Genomic DNA, 26,668 nt, shown 5'->3' with positions numbered 1-26,668 from the left:
TTGGTAGAGAATGGCCTATCAATTTGACCTGAACATCGCATTAGTAAGGATAATGACTGCTGTCTTTCATCAGTGCTCTGGATCTTCATTTGTTTTTGTTGCCTAACAGATCATACGATGCTATACTTGTTGGGTTACATCTGTTAGGCAACATCCTATTATGCCTATTCTTATCCTCAGATAAGGAACACGTATGCCCAGGTATACCCCCGCTCAGCTTCGGTGGTCCGAGCAAGCACAGAACTATGTCTTCTCTATGGATGACCAGACCAGTACCCAGACACTCACCAATGATTGGCTTGAGCACATTACCTCTTTTTCTTTTCACAGTCGTTGGGGCATGCACTATACGGTACGGAAGCAACGGGTGCAACGCGGGAGTAGCTATTGGTATGCATATCGACGCCTGCATGGGCGCGTTGCCAAGCGCTATCTCGGCAAATCGACAGATCTCACGCTTGTTCGCTTAGAGGAGATTGCTCGCCTGCTGGAAAACGTGCCCGACTCGTATCCACTTGCTTTCCAGTCAATGCAAGAAACTGGCCTGCCTCAACCTGCGCGTGAGATAGTCTATGCGCAGGATGCCCGACAGCACCTTTCTTCTGTTGAAGCACTCCCGCTCCTCGTTACCAAACTGTCTCCTCCACGGCTACCGAGCTTTCTCCTGGACCGCTCACGCTTATTCACGCTGCTCGATGCCGGACGAGAGGGCCCTCTCACGCTCCTCTCAGCACCTGCCGGATTCGGCAAGACAACTCTGGTCCGCCAGTGGATGGCTACTCGATGTGCAAGCCCCAATTTTCCGCCCGTTGCCTGGGTCTCCCTGGAAACAGAGGACAATGATCCACTGCGTTTCTGGCGTTATCTTATTGCAGCTTGTCAGACATTTCAGGTTGATCTTACGCAGGTTCATAGTACGTTGACAGCCACGACTCCACAACCGCCTTTTCTGCCCTCAGATCTGTCAACTGTGCTAACCACGTTGCTCAATGCCCTGGCCCAGAGTCCAATAGGAGGCATCCTGGTTCTGGAAGATTGCCATGTCATTACTGAGCATGCGATCTATGAAACGATCTCTTTTTTTCTCAATCATCTCCCAGCTCCGTTTCATCTGATAATGATCACCCGCAGTGATCCTCCCTTTTCCCTGGCACGATTTCGCACGCGTTCTGCTCTCTGCGAAGTACGTGCTGCTGACCTTCGTTTCTCGCAAGAAGAAACCACCATCCTTCTTCATCACTCGCTCCCTTTCCTATTGGAAACTGCGACTATTCAGCGCCTCCATGATCAGCTAGAAGGCTGGGGAACTGGTCTGCACCTGGTAAAGCTCGCCCTACAAAGAACCACAACGCCCGCAGAGGAAGAGCAGACATTGGCGCTCTTCTCACGAAACAATGCCTCCTTGCAGGAATATTTTGTCGCAGAAGTGCTTCATCTACAACCAGAGCCGGTGCAACGATTTTTACTCCAGACCAGTATTCTCACTCGCCTGACAGCTTCCCTCTGTGATGCAGTGACCGAGCAACAAAACAGCCAGGATATGCTCACACTCCTGGAACATCTCCAGATATTCCTCGAAGCGCTTGACGCGGACGTGCTTCATCTCCCCGAAGCCTCACAGCAATGGTATCGGTATCATGCGCTCTTTTCCGAAGCCATGCGTAACGAAGCTCGTCGTCGCTTCAGTGAAGACGACTTGCATCGCCTCTTTACGCGCGCCTCATCCTGGTATGAAGTGCATGGATCACTCGAAGAAGCGATAGCTACAGCTCTGGCCGCCCAGGACCACACGCGAGCAGCGATCTTGATCGAACGGTCAATCGAGAAGCAGACCTTTCCCGGTGAACTACATGAGCCGCACACATTGCAGCGCTGGTTAGAGCACATTCCAGAAACTCTGCTGGAGCAGAGGCCAGTCCTCTGCCTGAGCTATGCAACTGCGCTGTTGTTTCAAAACACTTCCTGGCAACCTGATGCACCAACCCTGCCTTTGTTGGAGAAGCTCTTGCAGAGGGCAGAAGATAGCTTCCGGGTTGAGGATAATCTGCCAAAGCTTGGAGAGCTGTTTGCCTTTCGCTCATTACTTGCCCTCAGGCAGGGCAATATGCAGACTGTAAACAGGTATGCAACACAGGCGCTGGACTGGCTTGAACAGACACAATATATCTGGCGTGGTATCGCGCTATCTATTGTGGCAGAAGAATTGATACAAAAGGGCGACTTCCAACAGGCTCGCGCAGCTTTACTTGAGGCCCGAACTCTTTGTGAAATTGCAAAGAATCACTATTTCCAGCAGGTTGCCAGGACCAAACTGGCACAGGTCTTCTTCGAGTTGGGGGAGATCCAGCAAGCCACCGCTTTGTATCGCCAGGTACTCGTGGGAGCAAACGAAGGAGGGCCCCTTTACGTACGCTGTTATGCTCTGGTTGGTCTGGCTGAACTCTGCTATGAAGCCAACGACCTGGAAAGTGCATCTCGACATGCGCAGGAGGCTATACACGTCAGCCAGACTCATCACCTCGTGTACTATGAGGTGCGCGCGATGCTTATCCTCGCTCGTGTGCAACAGGCGCAGGGCCAGGCTGTTGTTGCCCAACGACAACTCACAGCCCTCCTTGACAGGATTCCTGCCTCCTTGCCTTACCTCGCTCAGGAGATCCAGACGGCTCTGGCATGCTTAGCGCTCTCCGTCGGCAATCAGATGATCATACAGCGTTGGGCAACTGGCCGTTCGCCTCATCCCAATTTCTCACGGAAAATCGAGGAAGAACTGCTTGTAAGCCGCTGGTTCCGAAGCCAGGATAAACTGGAGGAAGCATTGAGCCTGCTTGAGCCTTTACTGATTGCCACCCGGGAGGTGGGACATACCCGTCTCATGCTGGAAGTTCTGGTGGAGATGATTCTGGTCAAAGCCTCCATAAAACGCAAGACAGAGGCGCTGCAATTGTTACGGGATATGCTCGCGCAGGCTTTTGACAGGAACGCTACGCGCCTGTTCCTCGATGCTGGAGAACAGATGGAGATCCTTTTGCGCTCCCTTCTTCCTCAACTGCACGACCAACCATTGTTGGCCTATCTCCGCACCCTGCTGAGTGCCTTTCCTGTTCAGCAACACAATGGCGCACATGCTCAGGCTACTTCTCTGATCGAACCGCTCACTCCTCAGGAAATGCGCGTCCTCCGCCTGCTTGTCGAGCATCGTTCAAATGCAGAAATTGCGAAGGCTCTGGTTGTCTCGATCAATACGGTCCGGACACAGGTGCAGAGCATCTATAGCAAACTGGGCGTCCATAAACGCAGTGCCGCTAGCGAAGTTGCACGTGAGCTCCATCTGCTCTGATCAGCCTCTCTTTGTGACTGGAACAAAATCATGCGTGCAATCACCACAACGGATGAAGTCCATTCGGCCACATACACGCTATACTTCTGACATTGAACAAACAACATATGCGTTGCAGAGCGGAAAGATCCGCTGGCTCTAAAAAACGCACAATACATTATCGAATGGTTTCAGAGAGAAAGAAAGAGCACACAGTATGATAAGCACAATATTTCCCTATCAAAAAAAGCGGAAGTCAGTTCTCGGATTAGAGATGGCGTATGTAGACGAGGGCCATGGCGATCCGATTGTCTTTCTGCATGGCAATCCAACCTCTTCTTATGCCTGGCGCAATATTCTGCCCTATGTACAAGATTTTGGCCGCATTATTGCCCCCGATCTCATCGGTATGGGCGATTCGCAGAAACTTCCTGAGAGCGGTCCCGGCTCCTATACCTTCGTCGAGCATCGCCGTTACCTCGATGCGCTACTCGAAACACTAGGGGTACGTGAACGGGTCATTCTCGTGGGACATGATTGGGGAGCGGCCCTGGCTTTTGATTGGGCACGTCGCCATCCAGAGGCCATACGAGGCATTACCTATATGGAAGCAGTCATGGGAACCTCCTCATGGAGCGAGATGTCAGAGATAGCCCGCTCGCGCTTTCAAGCCCTGCGTTCCGCACAAGGGGAGCAGTTGGTGCTGGAACAAAACTCCTTCATTGAGTTCAACCTGCCCAATACGATTCTGCGCACGTTGACGGAGGAAGAGATGAACGAATATCGACGTCCATTTGCGGTGCCGGGTGAAGCGCGACGCCCTAATCTCTCCTGGGCTCGTCAATTGCCGATTGAGGGTGAACCAGCTGATGTCACTGAGATTGTCACCGCCTCTGGCCAGTGGCTTTCCCAGAGTCTCGTTCCCAAATTGTTCATCCAGGCCGTTCCAGGCACACAGGATCCGCAGAAGGTCGCGTTCAATCGCACGTGGCCAATGCAGACCGAGGTGAGCGTGCGCGGTCACCATACACCCCAGGAGGACTCTCCCGATGAGATAGGGCAGGCCATTGCACACTGGGTGCAACAGCTGCCAGAGACGACGCAAAAGCGCTGAAGACATATTTGAAGATAGAGAAAGAGTATGATCCGGGGCCATGATTGACCCTGGATCATGCTCTTCTAAAGGCCCTATTTTATCTGAGCCAGTTCATCGTGACGAGCTTTGAGCTTACTGCTGCGCTCTTCCTGGGCGGCCAGCTTCTCGCGCTCTTTCTCAACAACGTCAGGTTTAGCACGAGCTACGAAGTTCTCATTAGACAGCTTGCTCTGTAAACGTTCAAGCTCTTGAGCAGATTGGAGAATCTCTTTGTCCAGGCGTTCAAGTTCTTTACCAATATCAAGCAGGCCAGCTAACGGCAGGTACACTTCAACAGATTCGGCCAGCAGACTCATCGCCTGCTCGGGCTTCTGCTCCAGGGTTGTGTGAAGCTGGGGCTTCTCAGTACGGGCTAAGAATTCGATCAAAGGTGTCTGAGCCTCAAACATCGTCAGACCTTCACCTACAACCATGATAGCTGAGATGCGGCGCGAAGGCTCAACGTTCATCTGATTACGAGCATCACGGATGCGTGTAATGACCTGCTGAACCAGACTGAACTGCTGTTCAGCCTCTTCATCGATGAAGGCTTCATTATACTGTGGCCAGGACGCAATGATGAGCGCTGACGCAGGCCACTGCTCAGGATCAGGAACGCTGGTGCGATAGAGATGCTGCCAGACCTCTTCTGTCACAAAAGGCATGAAAGGATGCAACAGTCTCATGCTCTGATCAAGCACTGCACGAAGAATGCCCACTGTACTGCGCTGTGCGGCCTCGTCCCCCTGCATCTGAACTTTCGCAATCTCAACGTACCAGTCACAATAATCCGACCAGAAAAACTCATTGATCTGGCGACCTGCTTCACCAAACTGGAACTCTTCAATCAATCGTGTGACCGATTTTGTCAGGAGTTCAAACCGATGCAGTAGCCAGCGATCAGCCAACGTCTGCGGCGTAAGTTCGTCGATGGCAGGGACTCCACCATCGAACTCAGCGGTGGTCATTAACACAAAGCGCGAGGCATTCCAGATCTTGTTGGCAAAATTACGATTGCCAATAATGCGCTCTTCGACTAACTTGCTATCATTGCCTGGTGTGCTGCTGGTCGTCAGGGTGAAGCGCAGAGCATCCGTCCCATATTTGTCCATAATGATCAGTGGATCGACCACATTATTCTTAGACTTGCTCATCTTCTCACCTTTTGCATCTCGCACCAGTCCATGCAGGTAGACCGTTGAGAAGGGCACAGTTCCCAGAAAATGAATGCCTGTCATAACCATGCGCGAGACCCAGAAAAAGATGATATCATAGCCGGTCTCCATCACGGAGTTCGGATAGTAGCGCAAAACATCCGGAGTAACTTCCGGCCAGCCCAGGGTGCTAAAAGGCCAGAGCGCCGAGCTAAACCAGGTGTCGAGCACATCTTCATCCTGATGAATCTGCTCGCTGCCACAATGCGAGCAGGCTGTTGCATCTTCCCGGCTTACGGTCATAGAGCCACAGGTATCGCAATACCAGACGGGAATCCGATGGCCCCACCAGAGCTGACGCGAGATACACCAGTCGTGAATATTCTCCAACCACTCGGTATAGGTCTTATTAAAGCGCTCAGGCACGATCTTGAGCTGTCCATATTTCACAGCGGCCAGTGCGGGCGTAGCCAGCGGCGTCATCTTCACAAACCACTGCTTGGAGATAAGCGGCTCAATCGGAGTATTCGAGCGATCGCAGATTCCCAGCGGAACGACATAATCCTCGCTTTTGATAATCAGGCCAAGCTTCTCAAGATCGGCAATAAGGTTCTTACGCGCCTCATAGCGATCCTGGCCTGCATAAGGGCCAGCCTGGTCAGTCATTTTAGCATCAAAGCCAATCACCTGAATCTGTGGCAATTGATGGCGCTGACCAATCTCAAAGTCAACTGGATCATGGAAAGGCGTGACCTTTACCGCACCTGTCCCAAAGGAGGCATCAACAGCCTCATCACCAATAATGGGGATCTCACGACCAACCATTGGCAGAATTGCATGGCGTCCAATAATGTTGGCATAACGTGGATCATGAGGATTGACGGCCACACCTGTATCGCCCAGAATCGTTTCAGGCCGTGTCGTCGCAACGCTAATATATTCGGTCTCGCCCTCAGACTGACCTGGCAGCGGCTTCAACGGATAGCGCACATAGGTGAGTTTTCCAGGGGTGTCAATATGATTTACCTCAAGATCCGAGAGCGCGCTCATACAGAAGGGACACCAGTTGATGATGCGTTCACCACGATAGAGCAGACCTTCGTCATACAAGCGCACAAAGACCTCGCGCACTGCTTTGGAGAGCCCCTCGTCGAGGGTGAAACGCTCACGCGACCAGTCGCAAGATGCGCCAATCCGCCGATGCTGATTCTGGATCCGATCTTTATATTCATGAACCCACTGCCAGATGCGCTCCACAAAGGCTTCGCGCCCAAGCTGATGCCGATCAGTCCCCTCTTTAGCCAGGGTACGCTCAACCACTGTCTGCGTGGCGATACCAGCATGATCAGAGCCTGGAATCCAGAGCGTCTCATCGCCCTGCATGCGATGATAGCGAACCATAATATCCTCAGTTGTCGCAGTCACCACATGCCCCAGGTGCAAGACACCAGTTACATTAGGAGGAGGCATGCTGATCACAAAAGGTTTGCGGGAAAGATTGGGGCGCGGCTTAAAGTAGCCTCCCTCCTCCCAGAAACGATACCATTTCGCCTCAACCGCCTGCGGCTCATAGGCCTTAGGCAGTGCAGCCGCAGCCTCAGCCGCTGTTGTACCCTGCTTATCCTGTTCAATCATAGAACCACTCCTAATCCGTCTTAACCACACTCTACGAACACTCTCTCCTCAGTCCGTGACCAGATGAATGCCAGAGCATTTGCAGTGTTTTTTCAGCCCATAAAAAAAACCCTTCTCGCCAAGGACGAGAAAGGATATCACGTGGTACCACCTTGTTTTGAGCAACCTATCTTTACTTCGCATGCAATGCCATAGTAGAGAGAGAAGGACTGCTCCTCATAACGTGCGCTATCGGGCACGATCCGTGGACATTACTCACAACAACCAGCCAGTTGCTTGCGTTCACGTCCAGACTCCCAGGCGACCTTCAGCGCGTTCCTACCGAGGAAGACTTGCAGCCGGTGATCTTCCATCTCTCGCGGAGTGTACGCACTTACTCCTCCTGATCCGCATCAGTATAAGTTTGTGTTAGTTTTAGTCTATCGAATCAACACCCAAATGTCAAGGTATAGAGAATGGAAGGGCTCTCTTTCTTTTGTTCCCACTCCGCTCTATGAGCCACTCCATGGCTCAATGGGAACAGAAGCTATGGAGGGGCTGGCATAGCGGAACGAGAAATTTAGGAAGGAGACAAGCAACCTTCCCTACTGCTTTTGCTGGCTCGCACATGAAAAAACATATTATGAATGTAAAGTAGGGAAAGTCGCTTGTCTCTTTCCTCAGTTCCCCCTCCGCTCTGTGAGCCCCTCCATGGTTCAATGGGAACAGAAGCTATGGAGGGGCTGGCATCGTGGAGTTGCACGTTTTGGAAGGAGACAAGCTACCTTCCCTACTGCTTTTGCTGTCTTTCACATGAAAACGCATATTATGCAATGTAAAGTAGGGAAAGTCGCTTGTCTCTTTCCCCTGCTCCCACTCCGCTGTGTGAGCCCCTCCATGGTTCAATAGGAAACGACGCAATGCATGGTTATCTACTAAAGAGCAAGATATTCATCCATAAGGGAAGAAAATCAACAAGATATTATTCTCTTGACAAAGAAATCTCAATAACATACATTTTTAACATAGAATGTAACTACTCAGGTCCGCTAGAACCCTTGTCAAAAAACAAGAAAACCGTTACAGTAGAACGATGACGATAGAAGAAGAACTTCTCCATCTTCGCCAAGAAAACCGCCTTCTTCGAGCTATGATCGCACCTGTGAACTGTTGCAAGATCTCTTTGGTCACTCCATGAGTTCTGGTACGCTCAGCACCCTTCTTCTGCGATGTGCGACCAATCTGGAACCCGTCGATTTCCTGCTTCAAGAAGCCCTGTGTACTCAAGATGTCATTCATCAAGACGAAACGGGATGCCATGCCAACAAAACCGTGCCCAAAGTGAGACGCCCAAAACAACATGTGGCGCTCAATCTGTTAGATCGGCTCTGCCAACAAGAAGAAGCGGTTCTCGCCTTCTTGTCTGATTTTGCCGTGCCTTTTGATAACAGTCAGGCCGAGCGAGATGTTCGTATGATCAAGGTTCAGCAAAAAGTGTCTGGGTGTTTTCGCTCGATTGCTGGAGCGCACGCGTTTTTCCGTGTTCGAAGCTATCTTTCGACCATGCGCAAGCAAGGCCAGTCACTTTTTGCTGCCTTAGAATCCACTTTTCATGGTGAACTCCTTCTTCCTCTTTTCTCGTCGACCTGAGTAGTTACCATAGAATTATATTTCAGCTCAAATTTTAAAGAACAATGCTGTACAAGCGATATAGCAAGAAGATTTTTCATGCCTTTTTGGTAAGCTGGAAAAGATGGGAAAGACCTATACAGCAGCAGTTCTTAGCAATATAGAAGTAGAGAATGTGGAGATAATTATATAAAATACTAATTATCTTAGTCTGGTCTTATTAGAAAAGAAGAAAGTGATTACAGCAATGCAGATACATGCACGATTTGGCTCGTATTTTTTACAAGTACCTGCTATGGGAGCAGCCCTGTACTTTTTCCGCGATCAACTAGGCTTAAAATTACGGCACGAGTTGTGCAATTGTGGCAAGACAGATCCAACTGATGAAGAGTTAGCTTCCCACCTCTGGCTAGAACTAGATGCAGGTATCACTATTTTTCTGCAAAAAGTTGACCAGATAGAACCACGCGATCTGGGAATTGGCCTGGAAGTAGAGAATGCACAAATTGCCTATGAACAGTTACAAAAGGCTGGGGTTTATGTTTTAGAACAACCAAAACAGATTACACCTGAAGTAAAAGGATTTGAAATACATGATCCATTTAAAAATAGTATTTTCATCTATGGCTCGTAACAAAAATAAATCAACTGTCCTGGAAGAGATAATAGAGAATGCTCATAGAAATCCCAGAATTTCAGCCGCTAGATGCTGAAAATTTCGGATTGTGGTTAACTCCACAATTTTTGCAGATATCTATTCTATGGAAAGAAGAACTCAAGCAAAGTAGGGTTCAGCAAGAAGAGCTGCTCATCCTCTTGCATTCACCTGGATATTTACCAGAATCAAACATTCTATCTTATCCCGAATTTTACACAAGACTACACATATCAAAAAGAACCATACAATTTATTAAAACTTTATCTCCTACAGCTCATAAATGGTTTTTTTCCTATGTCGTACTTTATATTTGGTATAGTTATACAGATAACAGTAAAAAAGTCTATGCTCGCTCTCAATTAAAGACACTACTATGTAGTTCCTGTTACATTGGATATCCTAAAAAACGAGGTCGAAGGTATAGCTGACGCACCACTTACTATTGGGCCACTCCGTGGATAGAAACGAGAATAAAGAGTATTCGCTAATCCATGAGGCACTAAGACTGGTCCTATGCAACAAATACACATACTAATATATAAAAGAAAGATGTTTCCCTATCTCCTTCATAACGAAAGGAGATAGGGAAACATCTTTCTTTTGTTCTACGCTTTATGAAAAGTGCAGACGATCTTCCCAAACTGCAAAGTATCTCCATCAGTGATGGGAGTAGCCTTCTCAGGCTCCAGACGCTTCCCATTGAGGCGCGTTGCGTTGGTGCTATTGAGATCTGTGAGCGTATAGCTACTGCCATTGCGCTCAAGGACTGCATGCATACGCGAGATGGTATCTGATCCCTGCGTATTGCTGAAATCTACCTGCGGCTTCACATCCGGTACATCATGATCATAACGCCCCACAAGTACGGCATCCTCATCTAGCTTGATCTCTTGCCCATCACTCAGGGTTAGTTTACCCCATGTGCCCACCGCTGGTACAGATTGCGTCGTTGGACGTACAGCCTGTGCCTGCGGGAGCGTCGGAGCTGAGCTATCTTCGGTCGCCTGCTGAGGGAGGGTCTGATCATTCGCAGCCGGATTAGACGGAATATAGTATTGCTTCTGTGGGCGCGGCTTCGGCGGAGCTGGCGGCTCTTGCTTTGGTGCCTGAGGCACAATCGTAACCTTTGGCTGCGGCTGGCTCGGAGGAGTCTGCGTCGCTGGCGGCGTATAATAGGTCTCTGCTGGCTTCTGAGGAGCAGACGAGACCGTTGGAGCCGAAGCATCAGCGCTGGACTGCTGAGTCGAAGGCACATAATAGACCGTTGGCTGAGGCTGAACCGGTGGATTCTGCGTTACCGGTGGCGTATATGTTGGCTGCACAGGTGGAGCTGGTGGCGGCGTATAGGCTGGCGTCACCAGCTTTGGTGGAGCTGGTGGCGGTGTATATGTTGGCTGCGCAGGTTGATACGTCGGCTGCGGAGCCGGAGCTGGTCCAGGCTTAGGAAGATTGGCCGCCCCTGCCTGCGACTGAAAGGTCGAAGCTCCACACTTGGGACAGAAAGCCACGCCTTGCTTCACCTCAGTATTACAATTTGAGCAATACAGCTTAGCAGCAGTCAAAGGTCGTCCACAACCAGAGCAGAAGGTATCGCCCGCCTCATAGGGGGTATTACAATGCTGACAACGCAACTGATTGGACACAGGAGTAGACGATGCATTCACAACCTGTGCCGAAGGAACGTAGGCTGGCGATTGTGGCACTGGTGGCACATATGGGGCCTGTTGATTGGATGGCACATAATATGGTGTCTGTGGACCTGGAGGCAACGCCTGTTGTGGTGCCCACTGCTGCTGAATCTGCGGCACAATCTGCACTGGCACCGGTCCAATCTGCACTCCTGGACGCTGCTGACGCACAAGTCCATCCACCATATTGAGGGCTTGATTCCCCAGACTCGCCTGACGCCAGGCCCCCACACCAGCAGTCACCGTTAAAGGCCACAGGACCGCAAAAGCAACAATACCTACCGCCCCAACAGCCGCTTTATCGACCCAGCGCTGCTTTCCAATCATCGCCAGGACGCCGCCCGCGGTCCGTTGCAGCGTCAGTGAGAGCGCCGCCTGCATGCCAATCATGGCCTCAAAATCGCCGCCCTTCTTAATCTGAACAAGCTGCTGGTCCTTATCTCCAATCTGTTGCGCTTGATACCCTTGCGCAAGATAGACATTGACCAGATCTGCACCCAAACGCTCAAGATCTATATCATCTGAATTATAAAAGCGGGCATCCATCCGTTATCCTCCAACGTCGCTTTTTCATCTATTGTTCCGGTCAGGTTCGCGGAAAAGGTTCTCATCCACGCAACTCTGAGCTTCCATCTATCGTGCTGTTGGCAGTCTCACTGCCTCCTCCCTTATCTACGTATGGAGAGGATGAGAGTTGGAAGGTTATATTGCCTATTCTCAATTGAGTATAACATATTATCGGCAGAGAATTTCTTATGGTAAAGCACTTTTAGCGGCTATTTGCTTCTTTTCTCGTGATTGGTCAGAGTGCATGAGGTTACTATTCTGGAGTTGCAGCATCCATGTTTTCCCAGCTTTAGCACATGGATGCCAACTTTCCTGGAAGAGCACATCCTTAGAAATGAGGAACGGCATTGGGGTTGATCTGCACATCAGGGTACTGTTGTCGCACAAAAGTATCAAGCAACGCAAAGATCTGTTTCGCTAACCCCGACTGACGGATAGCACCAAGACCAGCTGTAATTGCTAACGGCCAGAGAGCTGGAATAATAAAACTGACCGCTCCCACAGCTGCCTTGTCGATCCATTTCTGCTGCCCAACCGTCACCAGCACGCCACGACCGTTGCGCTGCATAGTCAACGACAGAGCTGCCTGTAATCCAATCAATGCTTCAAGATCGCTTCCCTTTTTAAACTGGATCAGCAACTGGTCACCATTGCCAAGAAATTGCGCTTGATAGCCCTGGGAGTAATAAGCATCCACAAGATCTTTCGCCAGGCGCTCAATGTCAATGGTAGTCTCAGCCGTTTGATAGAAACGAGCATCCATACAAAGTCCTCCTCTATCGCTACAATGAAATGTTTGGCTTCTCCTTGTTATGCAGGACCCGTGAACAATTTCACATGAAAATAAGACAGGCATAATATCTATTCACACTGCTAACAATGCAACTTCTTTAGTATGTACGCGATTGAAGGAAGAAAGTTGTACTACACGCATGAACAAAAAAGAGCTTCGTTAATCTTGCAAGCGTAAACGAGCTGGAAGCTGAATAACCTGATCCGTCGGTTTATATCCTCCTGACATAGCTTGATCTAAAAATGAGAAGAGCGCACGCACCCAATCAGAGGTATCGTCTTCAATTAAGGATATCTGCTTCGTACGACCAAATAAGATAGGTGAGCCAACATTCGCCTGCGAAACAACTTTAAAATCAGAACCAACCGCTAAGCCTAACTCTTCCCAAGCAATTAAGGCACCAGAGGTCAACATGTCATCAAGAATATAAATACCATCTGGCCATCTGGATCTCTCTGCACCAAAGACTTCTTTGACCAGTAAATAACCCTGCTCTTGCTTAGAAATACCCTGTTTCTGCATATAAATAGGAGTGGTCGCTTGCTTAAAACTAAAAGTATGGAGAGGAATCTTCATTTCTTGCAGTTTTTCGAGCATCACTCGCCCTTCTACGGTCTCTTCTAAGTCAACTTTCTGGTCGGTTGGGAAACCTAAAGGGAACCAGCAGGCTAGCTTCTGACAGCCCTGCTGCTGTAAAGCCTGGATAGCTATCTGAAATGCTTCACCAAAATTTCCTTGTATAACAATATCACCTCCACCTGCAATCGCGACATGAGGAATTTCGAGAAGCCGCTTGTGGTTAGCTGTTCGTGCATTCATTCCTATCAGTATGCAGCCCCTGACATTGGGTGCATGCAGTAATGGCAAGTAGGCATCTGGTATCGGCCGACCAAAAGGCTGAAAAAGAAAGTGGAATTGATACTGTTCCTGCTTGAAGCTTGCACGCCGCTCAAATTCTTGTAAGATCTGACTCCATAGCATGGTCCAGAAGGGCGAGGCGTTTGTATCAGCCAGGGCATTAATGTTAAAGAGAACATGAATCGTGCCTTCATGAATCTTTTCTGAGACAAAGATCCCTTGCCGCTCTTTCCGATACAGGACACGCTCAGTCTCAAGCAGATCAAGCGCTGCCGTAAGGGTTACACTTGAGGTATTCAAAAGTGTACATAGTTCTCGAATGGTTGGAAGCTGGCTCCCCGGCCCCTTCTCGACCGCCAGGGCATGAAGACGATCACGAATCTCCTCAAATTTTGCATTTGTGCGCCTGGTCGCAGCCTGACGCCGCTGTTTGGGGGTCACAAGATAATTAGTGTCTGCACTCTGTCCAAGATCTTTCATGATTCCACTCCTCTTATTGAGAGCGTTCTCTGTATTAAAACAATGATAATGGGCTCTTCTTTTCCTGTCAAGGGATCAAGCTGTTATAAGCGCCATTTCCGTATTTTATGGATGAATTTGGCTTATAAGGGGGCCTGCAAAGGGATCAATTAAAATTTCTTACAAAAAGACTTGACAAAATTACTGTCTATAGATTATCCTCTGTTTTAGGACAACACTAAGGATGTGTCGTGAAACGACTAGCAAAAAGATGTTTCCTGACACGATGCGATCTCCTTGTTGTCCTTCTTCTCTTGTATATAGTGCAGTGATCACCTGATAGAGGGTCTGATCAGCCCAATTTATACGCTTCTATGGGTATAAACATAACATACTTTTCACAAGGAGGTCGAAAAGTCTTGAGCACATCAGGTCCACATACGGTTCTTCCGCTCTACACGACATATCCCTGACGCTTTTCCGACAAATGAATAAGCCGAGCATTCTCCCTATTAACCATATCATAACTGGTAACTCTTTTTTAAGGTTACCCGAGATGGCTTTGTCTAAAAACAGGGGCGTTAAGACGCATATTCCTGTATAGACAAACGTTCATGTGGTCATTCTTTTCACTGATTACGCTTATGCCTATTTCCATCTGGGCGATAAAGCTGGCGATAATGCTCAAAGCCATGGCATGGATTGGATTCCTTACTATCTTCAACAGATGCAAGCCTATCAGCAGAGCCATGGTACGCGGCTACTTGATTACCTGGATGTCCATGCCTATGGAGCTCAGAGCAATAGCAATGATGATCCCAGCAGCAATGCGAGCCGATTGGATTCGACACGGGCTCTGTGGGACCCCACCTACAACGGCTCAACGGCTATTGGTCAATACTTTAACCCTCCTCAGCAGATCGGGCTCATTCCTGCACTGAAGGCCTGGACAAACAAATATTATCCTGGCACCAAAACCTCTATCAGTGAGTACAGTTATGGGGATGAAACAAATAATGGCGCTCTGACTCAGGCCGATGTACTGGGTATCTATGGTCGCGAGGGCCTGGATATGGCCGAGTACTGGGGCAACATCAATCCAACTGATCCGATCGCTTCTGCCTTCCGAGCCTATCTGAACTTTGATGGTCATGGGGCACAATATGGCGATACCTCTGTTCATGGTACGAGCGCTGATCAGGGCAAGCTCTCCATTTACAGCGCTCAGCGCAGTCGCGACAATGCGTTAACCTTACAGGTGATTAATAAGACTGGCGGCGACCTCACAAGTACTCTGGCCCTCTCCCATTTCGCTGCCGATAGCACCGCTCATGTCTACTCTTATAGCAGCAGTAATCTGGCTGGTATTGTACAACAACCGGATCTGGCTATGATTGCAAGCGGCTTTACTGCTACCTATCCAGCCAATTCAATCACGACCATTGTTATTCCTCAGCAAGGTTCTCCCTATGTGGGTGGTGCAGCCGCTAATGCCGCTCCTTCTACGCTTAATACGCTGCAAGCGGATGCAAGCTCTTACGCTCTGTTCGCTGGTCAGACCTATCAGACGGTCGCAACCACTATTGATAGCAACGGAGTTGGCACGATTGTGACGAACTCAGTTGCCTATACATCCGATAACACGGCTGTAGCTACGGTCAATAGCAGTGGACTGGTCACGGCGACTGGTGCAGGAACGGTGCATATTACAGGCAGCTATCAAGGAAAATCGTTTACGGTGACTGTAACTGGTGTGGCGCTTCAATCTATTAAGCTTGATGCAGCCTATACGTTGCCACAGGGTGCACAGCATCAGACAATTGTAACGGCTGTAAACTCCGATGGCAGTACAGTGCCTGTGCCAATAACGAGTGCCACCTATACTTCCAGTAATAGCTCTATAGCGACAATAAGTAGTACAGGCGTGGTTACGGCATTGGCCGCAGGGACTGTGAAGATAACTGCTGTTTATCAGGGGCACTCTAACTCAACTACGGTTACGGTTCCCAAATCTCAGCCGCTTCCCTCTAGCTGGTTACATCTGGATATTGGCGCAGTTGCGGCCAGCGGAACTGTGTCCTACAACAGTGGCACATTTAATGTAAGCGGTTCGGGTGCAGATGTGTGGCAGGCTCAGGATCAAGAGCAGTTTGTCTATCAGCCTCTCTCAAGCAATGGAACGATCATTGCGCGCATGACTTCAACCAGCCCTGTCAATACGTATGCAAAGGGTGGCTTGATGTTACGCGATGGCCTTACAGCCGGGAGCAATCTGGTTTATCTGGCGATGTTCCCCACTGGTGGTGTGCAGTTGGGAGCTGGGAGTGGAGCCAATGCGAGTATCCAGGGCTATTGGAGCCAGGATGCGGGAACCGCTACTTTCCCCTACTGGCTCAGACTTGATCGCAATAATGATGTGGTAACGGCTTCGGTCTCTACTGATGGCACGACCTGGACCCAGTCACCTCAACAGATTGCATTCCCAACCGGACAGGCATATGTTGGTCTGTTCTCAACGGATCATGGCGCTCCGTTGCTCAATACGAGTATCTTCGATCACGTCACGGTGAAAAAAGGCTCTTCCGCTGTTCCACTTCCTACTGGCGCATTACCCTCTGGCTGGAAGGCTGTCGATCTTGGGCCTGTGGGCGGACCCGGTCACGTGGGCTATCAGAATAAGACCTTTACGCTGCTGGCAACGGGTCAGAATATCATTGGTGGCTCTGATTCCGGCTACTTTGTCTATCATACGCTGTCTGGCGATGGCTCAATTACTGCTCGCGTAGCAACTCAAGCCAATGCTTCAAATCCCTATGCAGAGGCGGGCGTTATGCTGCGCGATGGCTTACAGTATGGAGCCAATGTGGCCTTCCTTGGTATCTCTCCCGGTGCCTATACCCGCATGAATGTTGGTAGCGCGACAGCGACGAATGGTATTGCCAATGTCTGGCAGTGCGGTTGTGCTTATACTGCTCCGTACTGGCTGCGGATTGTTCGTGCAGGGACTACTCTGACGGCCTTTACTTCGCCCGATGGCCTGACCTGGACGCAACAGACACAGCAGACCTTCGTTGCTGGTCCTATCCTGATCGGGCTGGCGGAGGATGCTGCGAGTAATGTCGTCTTTAATCCCGCTACGTTCGATAATGTTACGTTGACTGCGACGATCTTTGGTGCACGACCGCAACATTAGGATCGTCTAAAAGTTCTGTACTAAAAGGCTCCCAGAGAGAGATTCTCTGGGAGCTCTTGTCTGTCTGGATATTATGCTGCCTGGGGATCAAGCTTTGTCCAGGATTTACCACCATCGCTGGTCTGGAAGAGAGAACTGGTATCTGCACCAGTAGTTGCAATGGCCCAGCCAGCAGTGGCTGTGACAAAATCAAGCTGTGTAATACCCGATACTGATGGGTCCAGCTGTGCTGCGAGCTGGCTCCAATTCTGACCACCATCGCTGGTCGTCCACAGGCTGCTCCCGTTATACATATACGTCCAGCCCTGGGTGGCCGAAACAAAGGAGACATCTACGGCCAGATCAGAGATTGGAGTAGTCCCCTGCCAGGTCTTGCCACTATCGCTCGATCGATAGATCTCTAATTGACTTCCGCCTGGACGATGAAGCTGCACTGGTAGAATGGCGTTCTTCTCTCCAAAGAAGATTGCTGGCTGAATCGCAACTTTAGCATCTCCATATGGCAGGGTTAATGACTGCCTGGACCAATCAGAACCACCATCTGAACTGGTATAGAACCATGCCTCGTTAGTATTGGCAGAAGCTCCCGAGAGCCAGCCAGCGCTCGCATCGCTAAATGTTAGACCGCTCTTTATGCCATCCTGCGGCAAGGGTCCCTGTAACTTTCCAGCATCAGTACTGGTCGTAGATACTTTGAGCCAGCTATCCCCACCATCTAAAGATTGAAAAACATCAATATCATCTTTGTTATCTTTGGCACCTTTGCTAAAGATCAGCCAGCCATTTTTGTGATCAATAAACGAGATCTGCCGAACTGTGCCACCATCGTCCAGCACAGGGGTCTCAGACCAGATGGCTCCTCCATTGAATGTATGGAAGACTGAAGAGAAGGTTTTGTCTTGCACAACAACCCACCCTTCTTGAGCATCAAGAAAGTCGGCTGTGCCCAGTTTGAATTGATTATAGCCAGTTGCCGGTGTGACGTCGCGCCAATGTGCCGCTCCATCAGTGGTATGTAACACATGCTGGCTATCACTGGTCATAGACCAGCCATTCTTCGCATCAATCATATGGATGGACTGTATAGTGACGGGATGCTCAGGGCCAACCGTTGGAGTTGCAATAGGGGCCGTTGACAGATCATCATTCTGACTTGCGGGAAGACCTGGCAGAGTGCAGCCAGACAATAATAGGAGGCAACTCATAATCACGAGAGCCAGAGTGAGCGTTATCCTGGCTCGCCGCTGAGAGGGCAGCATATGCATAAAAACTCAATTCCTTTTAAAGCAGTTCACATAGTTTTAAACGTTGGGAGATTTGGTTTATTCACCTATTTTAAGGGACTTTCGACAGAATTACAACGCAGAAGCCCTCCTGAACGCTCTCTATCATTTTTTAAGGGACTTTCGACAGAATTACAACGCAGAAGCCCTCATGAACTTCTGCGTTACGCTGCTTGTTCGCCAGGGTCTACATCACCTCACCAGAACTTATCGAGATGACTTACCAGTATCCATACATGATTGGCTGTTACAGATCGCGATAAGGACAAACCAATGTGCATCTGCATTCGCTGTAATTCTCGCCGCGCTAAGTTTATAAGGCCCACCCGAATTGTCCATATGTACCACATGGGTCACACCCGCTTGCCCATCTTCGCATGATGGTGAGGGTAAGGTCATGCCTACAAATGGCTTGCTGGTGTCTCCATTCACACCAGTTGTATCAAACACCTGGACGCTAAAGGCTCCAGGACCATAGCATTTATATTGCAGCTCCCAGGTACTTCCCTGAGGGAGTTCTCCGCCAGCCAGAGCTTCATATGCACTGCCAACGCCTGAAAAGTTAGAACTCGCATCAGCCAGCTTCCAACCAGGCTCAACTACTAAAGGTTGGTAATATGTCCCTTTCAGTAGATAGATATTCCAGGAGGTGGTGCTCGATGCAGTAATTGTAAGGTATGTAATATATTGTATTACATCTTCTTTCTGCGCTGATTGGCTGGATTGTGGCTCGAGAGTACCAGCCTGCAATGTGGGACATGGTCCAACAGCGCTAATGATATCGCTATGTACATCTATAGCGCTATTTTTATTACAACTTACATACATGCCAATAACTGGGCCAAAATCAAGGGCTAAATCTGTAAACTTTGCGTTCCCATGGCCACTGAACGTTTTGACCGGCGTCCAACCATATCTCCAATGAGGGGTTGGAGGGTGTGACTCGCTATTCCGCTGCAGGTGTGTAAAAACCAGCGCAAGCGATCCAACCAGGACGGCAACGATCAGGATAACAGCTACCATACTGAGACGGCGCTGCCAGGGGCGCTGCTGTGAGATAAGGTGCAGCATCTGTGGGACTCCTTTCCCCGAACTCTGTATGTATGCTCCATCTGTACTCATTAACGTGGCAACAGGTAAGGCATTGGCGCTTCTTGCCAGTAGACGTTCGCGAATACGCGCCTGAGATTCCCTGTCTTTCTCTTCACTATCCAGTCCACTATAAACGTGTGTTGTATACAGATGGCAGAGATCTTCAATCAATTGGGGCTCAGACTGTTCCAGAGGTAGCAGATCTTCAGGCTCAAACATGGTCTACCTCCTTTCCTGCATGGATAGATCGGACTGCTGATATAATTGACGTAGCGTTATTAAGGTGCGCGAAAGGAGTTTACGCAGCGCCTCCTCGCGCTTATTGAGGAGTATCGCTATTTCGGCGAAGCGTAGCCCATCACCATAGCGCAAACGCAAAAGCTGTTGCTGTAATTCTGAAAGCTGCTGAACTTTCTGATGCAGTTGAATGTAACTTTCACGACGAACAGCAGATTGCTCCGGCGATTCTTTATCATCAACAAGCATCTTCTCAATAATCTCATCAAGCACTATGGTGGGACGACGTGTGGCCCGCCGATACGCATCAATCAAGCGATTATGGGCGACCCTTCTGAGCCAGGCTAAACGTTCCTCGGGTCGAAAGGCTGCAAGGTTATCCTGTTCCAGTGCACTGGTAAAGACATCCAATGTGAGATCTTCAGCATCTTCACGTGAAGGAGTATGCAGGCGGATATAGGCGAAGATGACCGCCCCGTACTGATCATAAAGGGCTGCATCTTCAAAACTTTCTATTGGAGCTTCAGTACCAAAAGATTGTGGCTGCATACAACTCCTTTCCGGTTTTTTACCCTGTTTTGTGGGAGCATCTTGCACTCCACAAACAATAACGCTAATGAACAAAAAATGTGACAAAGATTGCAATTGAGGTGACACTCCAGCTGTGGCACTGGCGTGCACATAAAGAAAGAGGCTCTCTGTCACTCCGAAGGACAGAGAGCCTCAAACGTGCCTTGATCTATAGTCTGTTTATACGCTTGGCTCTAGAAGAGGAGTATGACTAAACTGCTCGTTATAGAGGCGAGAATAGAGGCCGCCCAGAGCTATTAGCTCGGTATGGGTCCCTCTTTCAACAATCCTGCCTTTGTCAACGACAAGAATAATGTCGGCTGCCAGGATGGTTGAGAGACGGTGCGCAATCGCCAGGGTGGTGCGATCCTTCATCAGGGGCTCCAATGCAGCCTGAATCAGGCGCTCAGAATGGGTGTCCAGGGCGCTTGTAGCCTCGTCTAGAATGAGGATGCGCGGGTTCTTCAGAATGACGCGAGCAATGGCGATACGCTGCTTCTCTCCACCTGAAAGCTTGTAGCCGCGCTCACCTACGATGGTATCATAGCCCTGATCCAGTGCCATGATCCGTTCATGAATGGCTGCTGCTTTGGCCGCCTCGATCATCTCTTCCTCAGTGGCATTTTCACGGGCATACAGCAGATTCTCGCGGACAGAAGCATGAAAGAGATAGGTCTCCTGGGTGACGACACCAACTAGCTCACCCAGCGATTCCAGTTTGAGATCTTTCACATTATGTCCATCAATCTCAACTGATCCACTGTCAACATCGTACAGACGTGGCACCATATAGGTCATGGTGGTCTTACCGGCTCCACTGGGGCCGACCAGGGCCGCCAGTTGGCCCGGCTGAATCTCAAATGAGACATGATCGAGCGTTGGTCCGATTATTTTCTCATCATTAGCAGCAGATGCAGACTCTTCTATAACTGCTGAACTCGCTCCATTCTTCTTAAAGGGCCACTTAATGCCCTTGCGCTCCTCTTTTATGGCCTCGAGGGATTGTGGGGTAGAAGGGGTAAAGAGTCCGTAATCGTCACGACGATAGGTGAAGGAGACATCTTTAAAGGCGACCTGCCCCTGAACTTCATGGGGATTTAAACGTTGAGCATGGGGTGCATCTTGAATATCAATGGGGAGGTCCAGATACTCGAAGATTCGATCAAAAAGGGCCAGAGCCCCCTGAATCTCTACCTGTAGCGACATAAGCTGGCCGACAGGGAAGAAGAGCCGGCTCTGCAACGTAGTAAAGGCCACAATCTTACCAACGGTCATAAAGGGATCCGAATGATTGATGACCTGTAAACCAGCCACCAGATACACGATGGGAGGGGTGATAGAAAAGAAAACGTTAATAAACATAAAGAACCAGCGGCCAATAAGCTGTTGATGTACCTCTAGATTGGTCAGGTTCTGATTCTCTTTTTCGAATAGCTCCTGAGCATATTGCTGACGACCAAAAGTCTTCATGAGCAAAATGCCACTTACAGAAAGGGTCTCCTGCATCATGGCGGTCAGAGAGGCCAGGCTCTTCTGAGTCTCTTTGCTGGTTGAGCGCCGCACATTACCGACCTTTGTGGTAATCCAGACAAAGATGGGGAGCAGCCCGAGCGAGATGACCGTCAGCAAGGGGCTGATGATAGCCATAGCGATAATGGTGCTCACAACTGTTGAGATATTAGAGACAATACTGGTGGCCGTATTTGTGACAACACCTTGAACGCCATTCACATCATTGGAGAGACGCGACTGAATCTCTCCTGTCCGCGTGCCTGTAAAGAAACGCAGCGACATGGCTTGTAGATGGGTATAGAGCTTATTGCGGAAGTCGCGCATGACGTTCTGGCCAATGACATTATTCAGGTAGGATTGACCCACACCAATAAAGCCGGTAACAACAGGTGTGACGATCATAATGGAGACGTAGATGACTAAAAGTTTGAGGTTGCGGCCCGTTATCCCATCGTCGAGAACACGAACGATCAATAGGGGATTGATTAAACCTAACACTGTGGTAAGAAGAATGGCGAATAGTACCAATAAAACTTGCAGACGATAGGGACGGAATGATTCCATGACGCGTCCCAGGGTGCGGGCATCTGTTTTGCGGCCCCGCTTCTTCTGCTCTTCTAAATAGGCGGACATCCCTCCTCCGCCGTGACCGTGAAATCCCATTCTGTTCGGCTCCTACTTCCTCGGTATCGACATACAGCGCTCAACTTTTTGTATGGGCGAGGATTATAACGATATATCTTTATCTCTTTTCCAAAGTATACCAGAAAAACTCAGACGATGTACAGGCGATTCTGTCGGATTTTTCCCTGTCAATATCAACAGGTTCACTTAGATTGACGAAATACTGCCTGATGATGGGGAAGTCTCCCATTCAAACGTTCTTTTGACTGGGAAGATGGGAGAAATGTGGAAGCAAGAATATGGAGCGCATCGCGTCCCAGAGGAGTGAACTTTCTCTCACGAGGAAGAATAAGTAACCAATCTTTCCTATTCCTGGGGATATTCGCAGGCGTGCAACAGAATCTTCAGAAACGGCGTGTTATAATCAAGACAGCGAAATATGGTCCAAAAAAATCGTCTTTCGTCGACTATCGTTGAATTGAGTAGCGCATGGGCCGGGCAGTCGGAGGGTGCCACGGTTGACGAGGTGGAGGCCGTTCGGAGCGGTGTTGGCAATAAAGATCTTATTCGCCAGCATTAGCAGGTCAGCGGGGAGCCTCCAGGGGTGATCACGCTCCTGAGAAGGATATGTCCAATGCCTATCGGTAACGAGCAGGACAAAGCATATTCGGTGATGACGTGGGCGTAGTGTGTCTTCTTTTAACCACACCATCCACACTATAAGAAAGGTACCCGACCACATGTGCGGTATCATCGGCTACGTCGGTTCTACAGGGACCGATGTTACTTCCATCTTGCTTGAAGGCCTCTCCCGACTTGAGTATCGCGGCTACGATTCGGCTGGCATCGCGGTTCTCACGACAACTGGCGTGATGGCTCTCCATCGACGCGCAGGTAAGATCTCCAATCTGGCAAATGCAGTCTCCAATGGATCACGTCCTGATGCTGGCACTGTTGGCATCGGTCATACGCGCTGGGCCACTCATGGCCGCCCAAACGATATCAATGCCCATCCCCATCCCGATTGTACTGGTACGCTAACCGTTGTTCATAATGGGATTATCGAAAACTATGTGGAGCTACGTCAGGAGCTCAAAGCCGCCGGGCACATCTTCAAATCCGAGACCGATTCCGAGGTTCTGGCGCATCTCATTGAACAGACCTACTTTGGTGAGGCTGCTCATGATCTTACTGCTGCGGTTCAACTGGCCATTCAACGTGTGAAAGGGTCATATTCCATTGCCGTCATCAGTCAGGAGCATCCAGACGTTCTGGTTGGAGCTCGCTGCGCTGGCCCATTGATCGTTGGCCTGGGTGAACATGAACAGTACCTGGCCTCCGATATTCCTGCCATTCTCAAACATACCCGCAATATCATTATTCTTGAGGAAGGCGATATCGTCACGCTACGACCAGAAGGTATCTCAATTACTGATCTGCAAGGTCATCCACTCGATCGTCAGCCCCATCTGATTGAATGGGATGCCGAGGCCGCTGAGAAGGGTGGCTATCCACACTTCGTGATTAAAGAGATCAATGAGCAGCCCGATGCACTACGCCGCGCTCTGCTGGGCCGTATCCACAATGGACAGCTCAATCTCAGTGAGATGGAGCATATGCAGAAGGCTGGTCTCCTGGAGAATATTCAGCGCATCATCGTTGTGGCCTGTGGCACTTCTTTTCATGCAGGATTGATCGCGAAATATGTCATCGAGCGCTGGGCTCGCATTCCCGTTGAGACTATTACCGCCGCCGAATTCCGTTACTGCGATCCCATTGTTGGACCCGAGACCCTCTGCATAGCTGTCACTCAATCAGGCGAGACAGCAGATACACTGGTAGGAATCCGCCAGGCGCGCGAACACGGGGCTCCAGTCATTGCCGTCACCAACGTTGTCTCAAGCGCCATTACCCGGCTTGCAGATGCCGTTCTCTACCTGCAAGCCGGGCCAGAGATCGGAGTGGTCGCGACAAAAACCTTTGTCAGCTCGGTTTCTGCTCTCTACCTGCTGGGACTCTACCTGGGTCAACAGCGCGGCCATCTGACAGCCGAACAGATCAGCACCTACACTCAGGCACTGGATATGCTCCCAGAGCAGATTCAACGCATTCTAGATCAGGCATCGAGCGCTAACGACAGCATCGAACCTCTGGCGAAAAAGATGTCTCAGCTTTCCAGCATTATGTTCATTGGTCGTGGCGTCGGCTATCCTACGGCTCTGGAGGGAGCGCTCAAGCTCAAAGAGATCTCCTACATCCATGCCGAGGGCTTTCCCGCAGGCGAGCTCAAACACGGTTCGATTGCCCTATTGGACAATCTCACGCCGCTGGTCGCCATCGCCACACAATCTCATGTCTATGAGAAAGTTGTCAGCAACATGCAAGAGGTCCGCGCCCGAGACGCCCACATCATCGCCGTCGCAACCGAAGGCGATGAGGGCATCAAAGAGCACGCCGACGACATCATGTATGTTCCCGCCACCCTGGAAGAGCTCAGTCCTCTACTGGCAAGCGTCCCCTTACAGTTGTTCGCCTACCATGTAGCCGTAGCCCGAGGATGTAACGTAGATCAACCACGAAACCTGGCAAAATCGGTGACAGTGGAATAAGAAGTAGAGTAGAAACAGCAGAGCCTGTAGAGCTAAAATAAAGTCTTACACTGAAAACAAAGTTGTACACCGGTGGAGTAAGCTTACAGGCAGTTACTGATAAAATAAATCAGTGGCTGCCTGTGCTATTTGCTGAAAGCAATTATTTGATCAATGGCTTCGTTGAAGTGTTATGCAGACTTAATCCGTACGCCATGCAATCAATACCCACCTATACTTTCACTGATAAACGCTCCTGACTATTTCTACCACCAAATACAGTAATTGATAAACAAATGATTCCTTGTTTCTAATATCATCGATAGTTTTCATTTGTCCTTTGCCAGGGATTAGTATTGAATTCATTTTGCATGCCCCTTTCTAGAGCTTGTTCCTCATGCCTTTTGAACGGGCTCCGGCACATACACCTTCTTCAATGGCAATAGTCCCTGATAGCGTGGATCAAACTGCTCATAATGAACAAGGATTAAGTCAACTAATTCTTCTCCGTCAATCAAATGCAAATTGCTCTTCCCTTTTTCAAAATTACGAGCAGCCTTTGTATAGGAGCCAAGAGTAACAAAAAGTCCAGACTCTCCATTTCCCACGTTCCCATAAAGCTGAGCAACAAGATCGTTTCCGATATTATCGCTGGTACTTTTCACCTGCACTTTTATAAATGGAGGTTCAAAACCCAACTCATCCTTATGCGCAATAATGTCGATTCCTCCATCAGGTCCTTCTGGAGATACATGAGTGCGATATCCCATAGTGCTCAACAAATGAGCTACAAAATCGGCAAAAGGGTGCCCTTTCAACTTCTGAGCAAGCGTTTTGAGAATAAAATCATGGGTTGTCTGTTCTATATCCGCTGCAAGAGAAGCAACAGTTTCGTCGCTGTCAGCAGGCAACTCTGGGATCTGGCCCTCGAGAGCCACACGAAACTCCTCAGCATAGTTTTTGACTTGAAAAAAACTCATAGCAGAGCCTATCTCATACAATGCGCCTTGCGAAAACTGCGTTCGTGGCAAAGCTTTTAGCCATTGAACAGGGCGGCGTTGAAAATAATGGCCAAACCCATCCTTTTGGTAAACGTACTTACCTGTTATTTTACCGATATGGATTAACTTATCGCGCTTAGATGGGTAAATAATAAAATCATCAATCTGCATTTCATGCACAAAACGGAAAAGCTGGCCTGCGCTGTTTCGAATAGCACCAGGCTTATCGCCAGGATATTGTTTTGCTACTTCAGCTTTGAAGGCATCCCGATCAGGAGGAAGCTTAGTAAGATCGCCTATGCTGAGATCCCATCCCAGACCTATCATATTTTGTTTGAGAAACAGGATATCAGCATCGCCAGTCTGGCCTCCATGAATTCCCCACATGGTTTGCTCTTTTGAGTTTGGCATTACAAGCTCCTAAAATAATGAGTAGATAAATGCACATAAATCATTTTTGTCAAGCTTTACAGTATAGTATCTAAAATCTTTTTCTGAGTCAAGCAGACTTAATTGCCTCTGGAAAAATCTCCGTTGGGGAACGCGTTTTTACGCGCAAACATCCTGATCAGTTCGCAACTATCGTTGATGGGGAGACTATGGAAAGCCCTTCTTCAAGAACTATCCACTCGTCTTTCTGCATCCAACCTGCTATAATAGCACAACCGACCAGTGCACGATTGCACTTTACCTT

General features: G+C 49.3%; 16 protein-coding genes and 1 pseudogene. 8 read left to right on the top strand and 9 right to left on the bottom strand.

What is annotated here, in order from left to right:
* The first annotated feature begins 193 nt into the window (after positions 1–193).
* Both EL628_RS05170 and EL628_RS05165 read left to right on the top strand, forming a co-directional pair.
* Positions 194–3,340, top strand: coding sequence for a winged helix-turn-helix domain-containing protein (locus EL628_RS05170; RefSeq protein WP_126578855.1), 3,147 nt, complete (start codon positions 194–196; stop codon positions 3,338–3,340).
* A 196-nt stretch (positions 3,341–3,536) separates the two neighbouring features.
* Entirely contained in the window at positions 3,537–4,433 is an 897-nt protein-coding gene (locus tag EL628_RS05165) for a haloalkane dehalogenase (protein WP_126578853.1), read from the top strand.
* A 74-nt stretch (positions 4,434–4,507) separates the two neighbouring features.
* Here the strand turns inward: EL628_RS05165 and EL628_RS05160 are convergent, their stop codons facing one another.
* Complete coding sequence (locus tag EL628_RS05160; protein WP_126578852.1) at positions 4,508–7,243, bottom strand: valine--tRNA ligase; 2,736 nt, start codon at positions 7,241–7,243, stop codon at positions 4,508–4,510.
* A gap of 1,140 nt (positions 7,244–8,383) precedes the next feature.
* On the opposite strand from EL628_RS05160, the pseudogene EL628_RS30740 reads away from it, so the two are divergent.
* From EL628_RS30740 to EL628_RS05150, 3 genes and pseudogenes are all read left to right on the top strand, one after another.
* Positions 8,384–8,539, top strand: a pseudogene (locus EL628_RS30740) (IS66 family transposase); the annotation flags it as partial.
* 15 nt (positions 8,540–8,554) lie between these two features.
* A complete protein-coding gene (locus EL628_RS30475) occupies positions 8,555–8,872 on the top strand; it encodes an IS66 family transposase (protein ID WP_371859665.1) in 318 nt (105 codons plus the stop codon).
* Positions 8,873–9,098: 226 nt separating this feature from the next.
* A complete protein-coding gene (locus EL628_RS05150; protein ID WP_126578848.1) occupies positions 9,099–9,485 on the top strand; it encodes a VOC family protein in 387 nt (128 codons plus the stop codon).
* Between the two features lie 629 nt (positions 9,486–10,114).
* On the opposite strand, the gene EL628_RS05145 is transcribed toward EL628_RS05150, so the two are convergent.
* The 3 genes from EL628_RS05145 to EL628_RS05135 all read right to left on the bottom strand — a co-directional run bounded on the left by EL628_RS05145 (position 10,115) and on the right by EL628_RS05135 (position 13,895).
* Positions 10,115–11,743 carry a double zinc ribbon and FHA domain-containing protein gene (locus EL628_RS05145; protein ID WP_126578846.1) on the bottom strand — a complete coding sequence of 543 codons (1,629 nt, stop codon included), beginning with the start codon at positions 11,741–11,743 and terminating at the stop codon, positions 10,115–10,117.
* Positions 11,744–12,092: 349 nt separating this feature from the next.
* Positions 12,093–12,527, bottom strand: coding sequence for a hypothetical protein (locus tag EL628_RS05140; RefSeq protein ID WP_126578844.1), 435 nt, complete (start codon positions 12,525–12,527; stop codon positions 12,093–12,095).
* Between the two features lie 189 nt (positions 12,528–12,716).
* Positions 12,717–13,895: a GntR family transcriptional regulator gene (locus EL628_RS05135; protein ID WP_126578842.1), complete on the bottom strand. Its 1,179-nt coding sequence runs from the start codon at positions 13,893–13,895 to the stop codon at positions 12,717–12,719.
* A gap of 595 nt (positions 13,896–14,490) precedes the next feature.
* Between EL628_RS05135 and EL628_RS05130 the strand changes: the two genes are divergently transcribed.
* Positions 14,491–17,067 (top strand): Ig-like domain-containing protein, encoded by a 2,577-nt coding sequence (locus tag EL628_RS05130; RefSeq protein WP_126578840.1) that lies wholly within the window; start codon positions 14,491–14,493, stop codon positions 17,065–17,067.
* A 71-nt stretch (positions 17,068–17,138) separates the two neighbouring features.
* Here EL628_RS05130 and EL628_RS05125 read toward each other — a convergent pair whose 3' ends face one another.
* The 4 genes from EL628_RS05125 to EL628_RS30735 all read right to left on the bottom strand — a co-directional run bounded on the left by EL628_RS05125 (position 17,139) and on the right by EL628_RS30735 (position 22,424).
* Positions 17,139–18,332, bottom strand: coding sequence for a WD40/YVTN/BNR-like repeat-containing protein (locus EL628_RS05125; protein WP_126578838.1), 1,194 nt, complete (start codon positions 18,330–18,332; stop codon positions 17,139–17,141).
* Positions 18,333–18,557: 225 nt separating this feature from the next.
* A complete protein-coding gene (locus EL628_RS05120; RefSeq protein WP_126578836.1) occupies positions 18,558–19,661 on the bottom strand; it encodes a hypothetical protein in 1,104 nt (367 codons plus the stop codon).
* Between the two features lie 3 nt (positions 19,662–19,664).
* A complete protein-coding gene (locus tag EL628_RS05115) occupies positions 19,665–20,228 on the bottom strand; it encodes an RNA polymerase sigma factor (RefSeq protein ID WP_126578834.1) in 564 nt (187 codons plus the stop codon).
* 201 nt (positions 20,229–20,429) lie between these two features.
* Positions 20,430–22,424, bottom strand: coding sequence for an ABC transporter ATP-binding protein (locus EL628_RS30735; protein WP_126578832.1), 1,995 nt, complete (start codon positions 22,422–22,424; stop codon positions 20,430–20,432).
* 400 nt (positions 22,425–22,824) lie between these two features.
* On the opposite strand from EL628_RS30735, the gene EL628_RS29715 reads away from it, so the two are divergent.
* On the top strand, positions 22,825–22,965 hold the full coding sequence (locus EL628_RS29715; protein ID WP_161975285.1) for a hypothetical protein: 141 nt from the start codon (positions 22,825–22,827) through the stop codon (positions 22,963–22,965).
* 160 nt (positions 22,966–23,125) lie between these two features.
* A complete protein-coding gene (gene glmS, locus EL628_RS05105; RefSeq protein WP_126578830.1) occupies positions 23,126–24,994 on the top strand; it encodes a glutamine--fructose-6-phosphate transaminase (isomerizing) in 1,869 nt (622 codons plus the stop codon).
* Between the two features lie 374 nt (positions 24,995–25,368).
* Here the strand turns inward: glmS and EL628_RS05100 are convergent, their stop codons facing one another.
* A complete protein-coding gene (locus tag EL628_RS05100; RefSeq protein WP_126578828.1) occupies positions 25,369–26,385 on the bottom strand; it encodes a restriction endonuclease in 1,017 nt (338 codons plus the stop codon).
* Positions 26,386–26,668 lie beyond the last annotated feature (283 nt).

The organism is Tengunoibacter tsumagoiensis (genome assembly GCF_003967535.1).
Taxonomy (GTDB): Bacteria; Chloroflexota; Ktedonobacteria; order Ktedonobacterales; family Ktedonobacteraceae; genus Tengunoibacter; species Tengunoibacter tsumagoiensis.
The sequence above is the reverse complement of the archived record's forward strand: the minus strand, read 5'-3'. Positions and strand labels throughout refer to the sequence as shown.